At 40.4% G+C, this 13,642-nt stretch carries 15 protein-coding genes; 7 read left to right on the forward strand and 8 right to left on the reverse strand.

Annotated elements, in window-relative coordinates; translation table 11 throughout:
- Positions 1-27: 27 nt before the first annotated feature.
- From AAEO56_RS09015 to glyA, 4 genes are all read right to left on the reverse strand, one after another.
- Entirely contained in the window at positions 28-483 is a 456-nt protein-coding gene (locus AAEO56_RS09015) for a hypothetical protein (RefSeq protein ID WP_341696715.1), read from the reverse strand.
- Position 484: 1 nt separating this feature from the next.
- Positions 485-751, reverse strand: coding sequence for a hypothetical protein (locus AAEO56_RS09020; protein ID WP_341696716.1), 267 nt, complete (start codon positions 749-751; stop codon positions 485-487).
- Between the two features lie 20 nt (positions 752-771).
- Complete coding sequence (locus AAEO56_RS09025) at positions 772-1,320, reverse strand: RNA polymerase sigma factor (RefSeq protein WP_341696717.1); 549 nt, start codon at positions 1,318-1,320, stop codon at positions 772-774.
- 74 nt (positions 1,321-1,394) lie between these two features.
- Positions 1,395-2,669 (reverse strand): serine hydroxymethyltransferase, encoded by a 1,275-nt coding sequence (gene glyA, locus AAEO56_RS09030; protein WP_341696718.1) that lies wholly within the window; start codon positions 2,667-2,669, stop codon positions 1,395-1,397.
- 111 nt (positions 2,670-2,780) lie between these two features.
- On the opposite strand from glyA, the gene fahA reads away from it, so the two are divergent.
- The 4 genes from fahA to tnpA all read left to right on the forward strand — a co-directional run bounded on the left by fahA (position 2,781) and on the right by tnpA (position 5,791).
- Entirely contained in the window at positions 2,781-4,064 is a 1,284-nt protein-coding gene (gene fahA / locus AAEO56_RS09035) for a fumarylacetoacetase (protein WP_341696719.1), read from the forward strand.
- Between the two features lie 37 nt (positions 4,065-4,101).
- Positions 4,102-4,554 (forward strand): hypothetical protein, encoded by a 453-nt coding sequence (locus AAEO56_RS09040; RefSeq protein ID WP_341696720.1) that lies wholly within the window; start codon positions 4,102-4,104, stop codon positions 4,552-4,554.
- Positions 4,555-4,655: 101 nt separating this feature from the next.
- The gene (locus tag AAEO56_RS09045) at positions 4,656-4,823 is read left to right on the forward strand and encodes a hypothetical protein (protein ID WP_341696721.1); all 168 of its coding nucleotides are present in this window, start codon (positions 4,656-4,658) and stop codon (positions 4,821-4,823) included.
- A 506-nt stretch (positions 4,824-5,329) separates the two neighbouring features.
- Positions 5,330-5,791 carry an IS200/IS605 family transposase gene (tnpA, locus tag AAEO56_RS09050; RefSeq protein WP_341696722.1) on the forward strand — a complete coding sequence of 154 codons (462 nt, stop codon included), beginning with the start codon at positions 5,330-5,332 and terminating at the stop codon, positions 5,789-5,791.
- A 217-nt stretch (positions 5,792-6,008) separates the two neighbouring features.
- Here tnpA and ytxJ (AAEO56_RS09055) read toward each other — a convergent pair whose 3' ends face one another.
- On the reverse strand, positions 6,009-6,347 hold the full coding sequence (gene ytxJ / locus AAEO56_RS09055; RefSeq protein ID WP_341696723.1) for a bacillithiol system redox-active protein YtxJ: 339 nt from the start codon (positions 6,345-6,347) through the stop codon (positions 6,009-6,011).
- A 46-nt stretch (positions 6,348-6,393) separates the two neighbouring features.
- Positions 6,394-6,789, reverse strand: coding sequence for a bacillithiol system redox-active protein YtxJ (gene ytxJ, locus AAEO56_RS09060; protein ID WP_341696724.1), 396 nt, complete (start codon positions 6,787-6,789; stop codon positions 6,394-6,396).
- Positions 6,790-6,917: 128 nt separating this feature from the next.
- On the opposite strand from ytxJ (AAEO56_RS09060), the gene clpB reads away from it, so the two are divergent.
- A complete protein-coding gene (clpB, locus tag AAEO56_RS09065) occupies positions 6,918-9,524 on the forward strand; it encodes an ATP-dependent chaperone ClpB (RefSeq protein ID WP_341696725.1) in 2,607 nt (868 codons plus the stop codon).
- Between the two features lie 168 nt (positions 9,525-9,692).
- Positions 9,693-11,519, forward strand: a complete 1,827-nt coding sequence (locus AAEO56_RS09070) for a P-loop NTPase fold protein (protein ID WP_341696726.1) — start codon at positions 9,693-9,695, stop codon at positions 11,517-11,519.
- 53 nt (positions 11,520-11,572) lie between these two features.
- Here the strand turns inward: AAEO56_RS09070 and AAEO56_RS09075 are convergent, their stop codons facing one another.
- Complete coding sequence (locus AAEO56_RS09075) at positions 11,573-11,812, reverse strand: hypothetical protein (RefSeq protein WP_341696727.1); 240 nt, start codon at positions 11,810-11,812, stop codon at positions 11,573-11,575.
- A gap of 272 nt (positions 11,813-12,084) precedes the next feature.
- Here AAEO56_RS09075 and AAEO56_RS09080 point away from each other — a divergent pair, with 272 nt between their 5' ends.
- Positions 12,085-12,285 (forward strand): hypothetical protein, encoded by a 201-nt coding sequence (locus tag AAEO56_RS09080; RefSeq protein WP_341696728.1) that lies wholly within the window; start codon positions 12,085-12,087, stop codon positions 12,283-12,285.
- A gap of 6 nt (positions 12,286-12,291) precedes the next feature.
- On the opposite strand, the gene AAEO56_RS09085 is transcribed toward AAEO56_RS09080, so the two are convergent.
- Positions 12,292-13,566: a retropepsin-like aspartic protease gene (locus AAEO56_RS09085; RefSeq protein WP_341696729.1), complete on the reverse strand. Its 1,275-nt coding sequence runs from the start codon at positions 13,564-13,566 to the stop codon at positions 12,292-12,294.
- Positions 13,567-13,642: the final 76 nt, after the last annotated feature.

A 13,642-nucleotide genomic window follows, 5' to 3' on the forward strand; every position in this document is an offset into this window, starting at 1 on the left:
GTCAATTTGTAAATCGAACCTTAGTGTTTACTCCTTTGCACGAGGTTGTTTCTGACCACCAAAAAGGCGTGGTAACTCAATTATAAGCTGCTTATAATATACCTGTTGCTCCGGCCTGCAAATGGACTTAATATCGCTGAAATGCTTAAAATGGGTCTCCTCTATTTCTTTGTGCAGACCGGATATGACGGTGATAAGGCTGTCCTTTTTTGAGGTATTATTTTCGGCAAGCAATGCATATAGCTCTTCTTTTGCTTTCCTGATCCGGCCATCCAGCTGGTTAATACGTGTCCGGTGCCATACGATTTGCTCTTCGTACTGATGGCGCTGGCCCTCATCAAAATGGAGCATCTTCGAAATAACTTCTTTCGGTTCGGGATGCTGCGGCGGACGTCCTGCCTTAAAGTAGATAAAGCCGAGTGTCAAAGCATTTATAATCAAAAGGAGTACGATCCCTGTCCCTAATAATGTTGTCTTCTTCATTTTAATAAAGCTGGTTATTGGTATAAAGCGGTGTTTCGGATGTTGAAGTTTTTTCGTTGCCGGCACTTCCTGCCGCCTTTACAGCAGCAAAGTTCAACGCTATCAGTACAGCGACAGAAGCCGCAGCCATCCAGACTTTCCTGGCGGGTACTTCAGCAAGCGTAGCTACACTTCTTTCAATGGCTTCCAACAGGCTGTCACGCGGGGCGAGCTTGCGCACCCTGGTTCCGTTATCGATAACTTCTTCTATCCATTTTTGCTTGTCCATACTCTTTTAGACGCTAATTATTATTTTTTCCTGCGGTATCCTTCAAATTTTCCCTCAAGTTTTTCCTGTAATGTTCTCTTTGCCCTTACCAATAGCGATTCTACCGCACCAACACTGGTCTCCATAATAGTAGCAATTTCTTGATTGCCAAGGCCTTCGAGCTTTGATAGCAGGAAAGCGGTCTTTTGGGTTTCGGGCAAAAGATCAATTATAGAAAAAAGCAACTTTGACTTTTCCTTATCCTCAAGCGCAATACCTGGATGCTCAAAAGTGGACTGGTTTAGGTATTCTTTTTCGGACGTGCTTTTCCTTCCGAAGATGAAAAACCGCTTTTTGCTGTCGCGGCGCTTTATAAAGTCAAGGGACTGGTTTATGGTAATCCTGTAAATCCAGGTTTTCAGTGACGACTCGTTTTTGAAGGTGGTAAACGATTCATGTACTTTTACAAACACATCCTGAGTGATCTCTTCGGCATCCTCAATGTTCAGGACATAATGGAGCGCCAGGTTATACACGAGTATCCTGTGCTCAAAATAAACCTTCCTGAAATTATCCTGTGTATCGCTCATATTTGTGGGCCTAATTTATGGGAAATAAAAAAGCCCTGACGAATCAGGGCTAAAATATTTTTATAATGACAAAATTAAAACACGAATATCGGCCTTTCGCTCATCATGTCGTTTACCTCATCGGCAACCTGCTCGAGCACGTCTTCATTGGTATGGTCGACAATTACACGGTCGATTAGCGCAACGATGGTTTCCATATCGGCTTCCAATAATCCGCGTGTCGTGATCGCTGCCGTCCCCACACGGATGCCGGAAGTCACGAATGGCGATTTGTCATCGAACGGAACCATATTCTTGTTCACGGTGATCTCCGCTTTTACCAATGCATTCTCAGCTTCTTTACCGGAAAGGTTCTTGTTCCTGAGGTCGATAAGCATCATGTGGTTATCGGTACCGCCGGAAATGATATCATAGCCTCTTTTTACAAACGCTTCTGCCATCGCCTTGGCATTCTTTTGCACCTGCATTGCGTAACGGAAGAACTCATCCGTTAAAGCCTCACCAAACGCTACGGCCTTGGCTGCGATAATATGTTCTAACGGCCCGCCCTGATTGCCCGGGAATACAGCGCCATCAAGCAATGACGACATCATCCTGATCTCGCCTTTAGGTGTCTTAATGCCAAATGGATTCTCGAAATCCTTACCCATCATGATCATGCCGCCACGTGGCCCGCGAAGGGTTTTGTGGGTTGTAGTCGTAACGATGTGGCAATGCGGAATAGGGTCGTTCATAAGACCTTTTGCGATAAGCCCTGCCGGGTGTGCAATATCGGCCAAAAGCAGTGCGCCAACGCTATCTGCAATTTCGCGGAAGCGCTTAAAGTCCATATCCCTTGAATAGGCAGAAGCGCCTGCAATGATCACCTGCGGCTTTTCCCTTTCGGCTATTTCCTGTATCTTGTCATAATTTAAACGGCCTGTCTCCTTCTCTACCCCATAAAATACAGGATTGTACAGCTTACCGGAAAAATTAACCGGCGAACCGTGGGTAAGGTGTCCACCATGTGAAAGGTCAAAACCTAATATTTTATCGCCCGGCTTAAGGATCGCGGCAAAAGCTGCAGTATTGGCCTGCGAGCCGGAATGCGGTTGCACGTTTACATATTCGGCGCCGAAAAGCTCTTTTGCCCTGTCGATAGCGATTTGCTCGATAACGTCAACTACCTCACATCCGCCATAGTAGCGCTTGCCGGGGTAGCCTTCGGCATATTTATTCGTTAAAACAGAACCTGCGGCTTCCAGCACCTGGTCGCTCACAAAATTTTCTGATGCAATTAGTTCCAGTCCGTGTATCTGCCTGTCCTGCTCTTCAAGGATAAGGTCGAAAATTTGTTCGTCGCGTTGCATTTTATAATTTTTCGTTAATTTGATGTCAAAAGTACAAAAAAACGTTTGGTAAAACGACAGAGGAAACTATATTTGATGATTCAATAAAACAAAAAAACACATACTTAGAATATGCCACTTACAGCAAATGACCCATCCCGGAAATCCTGGCTTAACGTACCGAAAGACAGCGATTTCCCAATTCAGAACATCCCATTTGGCGTGTTTATTACCAAAGACGATGTTGTGACGATTGGCACGCGGATCGGCGATTATGCCATCGATCTCGGCGCCCTTCAGCAGCTTAATTATTTTGAGGGCATCGAACTTACCGACGATATGTTCATGCAGGATACACTGAACGACTTCATTTCTGATGGGAAAAAGACATGGAGACTGGTACGCAACCGCATTGCAGACCTTTTTGATGTGACCAACAACGAACTTAAGGACAATGAAGAGCATAAGGCCGTTGTCATTTTTAACATGGAAGATGTAGAAATGCAGCTGCCGGTACTTATCGGCGATTATACTGATTTTTATTCAAGCCGCGAGCACGCCACCAATGTAGGCATCATGTTTCGCGATCCTGAAAATGCATTATTGCCCAACTGGCTGCACCTGCCCGTGGGCTACCACGGAAGGTCGTCAACGATAGTGCCTTCGGGAATTCCGGTACATCGCCCTTACGGACAGACATTGCCGCCAGGAGCTGAAAAACCGGTATACGGTCCATCTAAGCTGGTAGACTTTGAACTTGAAATGGCGTTCATCACTACCGATGCCAACGTTATGGGTGAGCAGATACCCGTTGAAGAGGCCGAAGAGCATATCTTCGGGATGGTGCTGTTCAACGACTGGAGCGCCCGCGATATCCAGAAATGGGAGTATGTGCCGCTCGGGCCATTCCTAGCTAAAAATTTCGCATCGTCCATGTCGCCGTGGATCGTGACGCTTGATGCACTGGAGTCGTTCCGTACACAGGGGCCGTCGCAAAACGACCCGCAGCCATTGGAGTACCTTCAACAGGAAGGCGCGCATGCTTTTGATATAAAACTACAGGTGGCCATAGAGCCTGAAAACGGCGAAGAGACTGTAATATCCAACTCGAACTTTAAATATATGTACTGGAGTATGGCGCAGCAGCTGGCGCACCACACCGTAAATGGCTGCCGCATCAATAGTGGTGACCTTATGGGAAGCGGTACCATATCCGGCCCTACGCCCGATAGTTTTGGCTCGATGCTGGAACTTACCTGGGGCGGCAAAAACCCTATCACTCTTAAGGATGGTACCGAACGTAAGTTCATCAACGATGGCGACAGCGTGATCATGCGCGGCTATTGTGAGAACGATGAGGTACGGATAGGCTTTGGGGAAGTGTGCAGTAAGTTGCTGGCACCTTATAAGAAATAATATAGTAAAGCCCCGGAAGGGGCTTTTACAATGCAATATGGAAGCATCCAAAGATTTATTTTTATTTAAAGGTAAAATATTTACAGCCATATACACTATAACAGTTATAGAAGATGGCAATGAATTCGTGCAAGACAACACGTTACTATTTGAATGTAGCGATGGTACCTTTTTGCAAATCCTGGTTGACCATATACTCGAATCGCATGAACTATTAACTTTGGATAAAATAGTTATCAAAGGTGACTATGAGATGCAAAACTGCAAGATTATTACCAACGTTTTCAAAAATTTACCTGGCGTAGCTGTAGATAGAATTTATAATTATTTCCAAGGCAAATATTATCATTTCGGATCAAAATTTATTGACCCAGATGGACAATATATATTCGGAATTTGCTATGGGTTTGACGAATTGGTGCTCTTAGATGAAATGGATTTTAAAGATATGTTAAGTAAGTATCAGGGGTGTCAAATGATGTCCTTATAATTTACTTGTACAGATTTCAATAAATCAATCATTTTCCGCTAAACCAATTATGCTCGCGCTAGTTGGGGGGAATAAATGATTGACTCTAATTAAAGTTAATTATGAAATATTTTTTAGTTTGTTTCTTACTGGTTATGAGTTGCAAGTCAGGAAAAGATGCAGGTAATCCTAATATTGTCATTGGAACCGCACTAAATGAAAAATACGGAGCTGTATTACGTGCTAATGATGAAGTCTATGCAATTGCAGGTTTGCAAAAGCTGGGATAGTATTTACCTGGAAAAAAAAGTAAAGGTAAAGGGACACTTTAAGTTAATGATAGATACGGATAAGGTTGAGATTAAAAATTTTGGTACATTTCAAGCTCAAAGTTACGCCAGGTATTATATTGTAGAAGATGCTACATGGGAATTGTATAATTCCAATTAACTCAAATAATGTATCAAACGTGTGAGTTTTGATCTTTAAAACTACCGAAATGAATTCCCTACGGAAAATTAGGAATCGTTTGTGGTTGTTACTACCGAAATGGATTCCCTAAAGGGAATTTGGGATTATGTACACTTCTTGTGACCCAAATAGATTCCCGAAAGGGAAATTTGAAAATCGTGTACGCCTGCTACCCAAATGGATTCTCTAAAGGGAAACTGTATTGCATTCCACTAAGTGAATTTCCCGTAGGGAAATAATTTCGGTAGAAAATATTCGGTATTGCGAGGAATTTCCCTTTAGGGAATTAATCAATTTATTATGTTTGTTATATTATAAAGATAAAATGCCAAATACCTACACTCAGATTCATCTTCAGTTTGTTTTTGCCGTAAAGCACAGATACGGAATAATTGCACCACATTGGAAGCAGGAATTGTATCTATACATTTCCGGAATAATTGAAAAACAGGGACACAAACTTTTAGCAATAAATGGAATGCCCGACCATGTACATATTTTTATAGGCATGAGGCCTAATCAATCTGTTTCTGATCTATTACAGGATATTAAGCGAAACTCTTCTCTTTGGATAAACCAAAAAGGATTTGTCAATGGCAAATTCGAATGGCAGGAAGGCTATGGAGCATTCTCTTATAGTAAATATCAAGTTAAGGCAGTCATTGATTATATTGAAAATCAGGAAATTCATCATAAGAAAATTTCATTTCGGGAAGAATACCTAGATTTCCTCCAGAAATTTGAAGTTGAATATGATGAGCGGTATATCTTTAGAGAGTTAGAATGATTATCAATTCCCTAAGGGAAATTTAGAATCATGTATGTCTATTGCTACCAAAATGGATTCCCTAAAGGGAAAATTGATGTATGGTTTATTGCTGCCGAAATTAACCTCCTAAACAGAAAATCGAATTGCTTAACCTGCTTAACAAATTTCTCTTAAGGAAATAATTTCTGTAGCAATTCACGGTAGCACAGCGTATTTTCCTGTAGGGAATAAATAATCATAATTTCCCCTTCACCAACCCCACATCGATCCCCCCATGTGAAGCATGGTACACAGACTTCCCGCCTTTTATCACTATAATTTGCGGCGACTGGTGCACCACGCCAAAACGTGATGCAATTTCATTGGAAATATGCCGGTTCGCTATAAGGTCTAAAAAGTAAGGCCTGCACTCCACCCCGATAAGATCATAACCGGCTTCAAATTTTCTCAGCATGGTACTGCTCATATCGCAGCGGGTACTGTGCTTGAAAATAACAACAGGCGTGTGAAACGACAAGGCAATAATTTCATCCAGTTGTTTTATATCGGTCAGGTCGTTCCATTCGGAAACCAATGTATACTGATTCTGAGGTTTAAAAAATTTATGCCGTAAACCCACACTATCCTATTTTTGCTTTCACTTCTCCGGCATTAATATCCCCGTGCGAGGTATGATAAGTAACCACCCCGTCCTTTACCAACAGCAATTGCGGTGACTGGTGCTCGACATGGAAGATAGTGGCAATTTCATTCGAAATATCCCTGTGTTCCAATAGGTCCAGATAATAAGGTTTTACCTTATCGGCATCGATAGCATATTCGCTTTCAAATCCTTTTAGCGCCATACGGCTGATCCCGCAACGCGTGCTGTGCTTGAAGATTAGTACCGGCATCTCTGCCGATTCCTGGATGATATCATCAAGTTGTTTTGATGACGTTAAATTGTTCCACTCTAAACCCGAAGATGATGTATCTTTACTATCAGATTCGCCAAATATTTTATTAAATAAGCCCATTGTGCCATTTTTAGGACATTTTGTCTGTTGAAACACCTGTAAACAGTAGTCTTTCAGGACAATTTGTCGGATTTTACTTTACGGAATACAAATTGAAATAGTCTTATCAAATTTAAAGAAATTAGAATATGAACTTTGCCAATTTTACTATAAAATCACAGGAAGCGATACAAAGGGCGCAGCAAATCGCCCAAAGTCTTGGCCAGCAGCAGATAGAGAACGAGCACATCGTGAAAGCTGTACTGGAAGTGGACGAGAACGTAACGCCTTTCCTCCTTAAAAAACTCAATGTAAATCTCCCCATGTTCCTGCAAGTATTGGACAGGGTAATTGAAAGCTTCCCGAAAGTATCGGGCGGCGAGCTCGGGCTTTCGCGGGATGCCAGCACAGCCCTTACCGAAGCCTCTAACATTGCACGCAAAATGAACGATGAATTCGTTTCTATCGAACATTTGCTGCTGGCTATTTTTGCTTCTAAAAGTAAGGTAGCCCAAATACTGAAAGACCAGGGCGTGACCGAAAAAGGCCTCAGGGCCGCAATAGACGAACTCCGCAAAGGCGAACGGGTAACCTCTGCAAGCGCAGAAGAGACTTACAATTCGCTTAACAAATATGCAAAAAATCTTAACCAGTTGGCTAACGAAGGCAAGCTGGATCCGGTGATCGGGCGTGATGAGGAGATACGACGTGTGCTGCAGATATTGTCGCGCCGTACCAAGAACAACCCGATGCTCGTGGGTGAGCCGGGCGTGGGTAAGACCGCTATTGCCGAGGGACTTGCGCACCGTATCATCCAGGGCGACGTACCGGAGAACCTGAAAAATAAGGTTGTGTATTCGCTTGATATGGGCGCATTGATAGCAGGCGCCAAATATAAAGGTGAATTTGAAGAGCGATTGAAATCGGTGGTAAAGGAAGTGACCTCTGCCGAGGGTGATATCGTACTCTTTATTGACGAGATACATACCCTTGTGGGTGCCGGTGGCGGCGAGGGCGCGATGGATGCCGCGAACATCCTGAAACCTGCACTTGCCCGTGGTGAGCTGCGTGCGATAGGTGCAACGACATTAGATGAATACCAAAAATATTTCGAAAAAGACAAAGCGCTGGAACGCCGTTTCCAAAAGGTAATGGTAGATGAGCCGGATACCGAAAGCGCTATATCCATCCTTCGCGGTATCAAGGAAAAATATGAGACCCACCACCAGGTGCGGATTAAAGATGATGCTATCATTGCAGCAGTGGAATTGTCGCAACGCTATATTACGAACCGTTTCCTACCCGATAAGGCTATCGACCTTATGGATGAGGCGGCCTCTAAACTGCGAATGGAGATCAACTCCAAGCCGGAAGAGCTGGATGTGCTTGACCGTAAGATCATGCAGCTGGAGATCGAGATCGAAGCCATCAAGCGTGAAAATGACGAGCCGAAACTGAAATCGCTCGGCATGGAGCTCGCCAACCTGAAAGAGGATCGCAACGAGATCTACGCCCAATGGAAAAGCGAGAAGGATGTTGTTGATAACATACAAGCCGCTAAAACCGAGATCGAGAACTTTAAGGCAGAAGCCGAAAGGGCCGAACGCGAAGGCAACTACGGTAAAGTAGCCGAGCTTCGTTATGGTAAGATCAAGGAAGCACAGGACAAATTGGATACCCTTGAAAGTCAATTGGCAGAAACCCATAAAGGCCAAAGCCTGATAAAAGAGGAAGTGACCCAGGAGGATATCGCTGAAGTGGTTGCTAAATGGACGGGCATACCGGTAACCAAAATGCTGCAAAGCGAGCGTGAAAAACTGCTCAACCTTGAGGATGAACTGCACAGGCGCGTTGTAGGCCAGGAAGAAGCTATTGAGGCCGTGAGCGATGCTGTGCGCAGGAGCCGTGCCGGATTGCAGGACCAGAAGAAACCGATAGGATCCTTCCTGTTCCTGGGTACAACGGGTGTGGGTAAAACCGAATTAGCGAAAGCCCTTGCCTCCTACCTGTTTGATGATGAGAACGCAATGACCCGTATCGATATGAGCGAGTATAGCGAACGCCACAGTGTGAGCCGCCTTGTTGGTGCGCCTCCGGGATATGTGGGTTATGATGAGGGTGGCCAGCTTACCGAAGCTGTGAGGAGAAAACCGTATTCGGTAGTATTGCTGGATGAGATCGAGAAAGCACACCCGGACACTTTCAATATACTCTTGCAAGTGCTAGATGAAGGAAGGCTTACCGACAACAAAGGCCGTGTAGCAGACTTTAAGAACACGATCATTATTATGACTTCCAATATGGGAAGCAGTATTATACAGGAGAAATTCGAAACTTTTAAAGGCAATATCGAAAATGCTATTGAAGCCGCCAAAGTTGAAGTGCTTGGTCTGCTGAAACAAACCGTTCGCCCGGAGTTCATCAACCGTATAGACGATATCGTGATGTTCACCCCGCTGAGCGCTGATAATATTAAGGAGATCGTAGGGCTTCAGCTGAAATCGGTAACCAAATTACTGGCAAAGCAGAATATTACACTGGACGCCACACCGGAAGCTATCGACTATCTCGCTAAAAAAGGCTACGACCCTGACTTTGGCGCACGCCCTGTAAAACGTGTGATCCAAAAAGAAGTGATGAACGAGCTTTCGAAACAGATACTTTCCGGTAAGGTAACTACAGATAGCATCATCCTGCTTGATAGCTTTGACGGCGAACTGGTATTCAGGAACCAAAGCGACCTTGTGAAAAACTAAATAATTTTTTATTTTTTATTTTCTATTGATGATTGGCTTACTCATGCTATAACCATTAGAAAATTGATTCAAAACCCTCAACGTTGTTGGGGGTTATTTTAATTTATCTATAATAACTTAATTTCTTATAAAATATAATTATTAAATTCATAAAAATTTCCTACCTATATGAATGAACACGTAAATAGATATTTAAATTACTATATAAATATAGAAAACCCACCTGAATTTGCAGTTTTTATTAGAGGAAATTGGGGTACTGGAAAATCGTGGTTTTTAGATAATTTTATACAACAAAATTCTTCAACAACATTTTTAAGAGTAAGCTTATATGGGATGGGTAGCTTTAAAGATATTGATGAAAGTATATTTCAGCAATTGCATCCTATTTTATCTTCAAAAGGAATGAGGCTTGCAGGGAAAGTTTTAAAAGGTCTTATTAAAACCACTATCAATCTAGATTTGAATGGAGATAAAAAAAGTGACGTTACAATAAATCAAGGTATTCCAGATATAGTTCTTCCCGAATATTTAAATAATCTTGATAATAATGTAATTGTTTTTGATGATTTGGAAAGATGTAGTATACCAATAGAAGATCTATTGGGTTATATCAATCAATTTGTTGAAAATAAAGGACTGAAAGTTATCATTGTTGGAAATGAAGAAGAAATTATAAAATCAGACGGAGAATCAAAAAAAAATAAATTTGCATTCATTAAAGAAAAATTAATCGGTAAAAGTTTTGACATTAAACCAGATTTTGATAGTTCTGTAGACCATTTTATTAGTCAACTAACCAATACCCATGTCATAGACCTATTAAATTCTAAAAAAGATATAATTAAAAATATTTTTGAAACCGCTGGTTATAATAATTTAAGACATTTAAAACAATCTATACTGGACTATGAAAGGTTTCATTACTATCTACCGAAAATAGAGAATAATAAAATAGATCTTCTTAATCATATCATCGAATCATTTTTCATCTTATCTTTCGAATTAAAGAAAGGAGATATGATAGAAAAAGACATTAATGATTTTTTCTTAAACTTCACTTTTGATGAAAATGATAAAAAACCCATAGATATTTTAAGAGATAAATATTCCATGTTTAACACAGGGCAATCACCTATTTTACCTCAAGATTATTCATCTTTTTTTATTTATGGAGAATCAGATGATAAAAGCATAAAAAACTCCATAGATTCGAGTAAATACTATGATAATGAAAAAACACCTACTTGGATTAAGTTTTGGAGGTTATATGATCTTGATGATGATACTTTTTTGAGCTATTATACTAATGTAATTGAAGATTTTAAAAATTTTAAATTTATTGACAAATATGTTATAATACATGTAACTGCCGTTTTATTAAATTATTCCGAATTAAATTTGATTAATTTGAATCAAGAGGATATAATAGAATATGGTAAAGAAAATATACTTAATTTAAAAGAAAAGAGGCTATTAAACACAAATATTCTTGAAGAACTTAATTATGAATATGCATACGGCTTAGCATTTCATTCGAAAAGAAATCCAAAATTTATAGAATTTCTTGACTTTACTAAAAACATTTTAATTGAGTCAGCTAGTGATTTTCAGCCGGAAAATATTGAGATATTAATCTCTGAATTGAAAGAAAACCTAACTACATTTTACAGTAAAATTGTTTTAGTTGGAACTCATCACGCAATTTATTACGATATACCAATACTAAATTATATTGATTATAAAGTTTTTGGTGATATCTGGATGACTTCAAGCAGCAATAATAAACGTCTAATAGCGAACATTTTCAACAAACGATATAAACATGAAGCTTTTATACTTAAACTTAAAAATGAATTATCATGGATAGAATCTTTGAAGGATTACATTCAAACAAATTATTTGACTCAAGAAATTAAAATCAGTTCATTAATTCTTGGGGAAACAGTACTTCCTTCATTAGAGTATGCTATTGGCCAATTATCAAAAATTTAGAAACAAAAACCCGGGCTTACATTCCCGGGTTTTCTATAAAGCGTGTCCGTGAATTAACGCGCGCTTTTATAAGCGTAGTATTGACGTATAGTCATCATATCTTTATAATTGCTTTTCCTTCTTGAAAATAGCCATAAAATTCCACCAATAACCAGGCATGACGACAATAATATTGCCAGCGTACTAATAAGATAATTACTGAAGCTTATATTATCAAAACTGAAATCATTAAGGAAAAGATAACCTGTAAGCATCAGGCCAAAAACGAATAATAGGAGGTATAATAATTTCATAATATTTTTATTAAGAGTTAAACTTCCGTTCAAATCATGGTGCAATTTCAGCAATTAAATCATTCCTTCATAACGGTTTAAGACTAAATAACTTTTATTTAGCTTTTCGTTTGTAAGTATTATTGTACGTGATATTGATAAGCTCAATAATTACTGATATTTTCAAAATTATTTGAACTAAATATGATGTTAGTGTTAATGTTTTTACAAACACTCATCGGAATATTTAAATAAGGCTGAAATTTGTAAACATCTTATTAAAACAACCTATTATGAATTTGAAACGAATTTTTGGTGCCATCCTGACTGTTCTTGGGATCATCGGCCTTATCTATGCGGCTTATATATTTGCCAATACGACAACCGGCGAGCAGAATATAAAAACGACAGCTATATACGGAGTTATAGGGCTAATTTTTTTTATTGCAGGCATTGGCCTGGTGAAAAAGACCCGCGACGATTCGCGGGCATAAACTGGCTTAGTCGAACTTCACGAACATTGCGCTGAAGTTGATGGTCATTTTTTGGAACTGTTTTATAAGGTCCTGCCCTATGTTCCCGTAGAAATGACTCTCTTCGCTATCAATTTTTTCAGTAAACAGCTGTACGCCTTCGAGTGTCAGCTGTTTACTGTTTATAATGAGCGGTAAGTTTACGCTGTAACCTCTTTTGGTCGTCATACCCCCTGCCCCGCCAAAATCCAGATCGGTTTCTTTGTAAGCACCAATTATTTCGTCCTTATGTTTTTCAAGATATTTGGTATACAGTGAAGTGCTTACAGCACCGGTATCGAAAGTATAATACTCATCGTTTATCTTTATTACAGGTGTAAGGAAATCGAGCGCCATTTCCTGCCCGCTTTTTGCCGTCATGTTTTTAGGGACAATGAATTCATCCTCCTGCGTAACCTGTATCTCTTTCATAGCCTCGATCACGGGGAAGCCAATGATACCGTTTATCTGGTAATCTATCTGCGGGAAAGCCAGCGCGCTATCAGGGAAAACCAGGAAAACAGCATTTTTTATGGTTATACTTCCTATCGTAAACTGCGGGCAAATTGCCATTTTTGCGTTGACTGTAGCACCTGTGATCGAACCTACCTGAATGCTTCCGCCCAATATCTTCATACCAAGTTTAACGGCAGTAGTTTCCGTCACTGTCGAAAGATTAGCACCGGTATCAAAAATAAAGTCAATGGTTACATTTCCAGCCTTTACCGGAAGATTGGTGAGTTGTGCCTTATCCCTTTTCATTTTTATAAATGTAGCCTCACTAACGATCACTTCCTGTTTTGGCTGCCCGGCCAGCAATGTCCATATATTGCCCATGTTGTAATAATCGGCAATTTCCGCAGCATCCAGAAATCGTGTAGGTGTCGCAAGAATATCTTTTACCACAGCATTGGCTTCGGCATACTGAAAAAGGCGTGCATGGTTGGCATGTTTCAGCCGCCTAAGGCTCAATTGAAGGGAGTCGCTTAGCTGATCAGGGAATTTATTGAAAGCTTCAACTATTTTCTCATTCGACTGCGATGCTCTGTTAAAAATATTATCGGTATTCGCTTGTAGCACAAGTCTTTCAAATTTGCTGAAATGCTTATCGTTTATAGAAATATAGTCACGTGCATTAAAATAATCTTTATCCTTAAGGAGTTGCTGCGCATGCCTGTATTCGGCAGAAGCTTTTGTGGCATTCTTTTGGGCGTTGCAGGTGATTGTAAACAGTAAGAGCAGTGGCAATAAAAATCTGTCCATGGCTAAAATTAAAGTTACGGCAAGATAACGATTTGGATAATGCAATAGTACATACCCATTGCAATCGGTTGCCTGT

This window comes from Flavobacterium arundinis, assembly GCF_038289855.1.
GTDB lineage: Bacteria > Bacteroidota > Bacteroidia > Flavobacteriales > Flavobacteriaceae > Flavobacterium > Flavobacterium arundinis.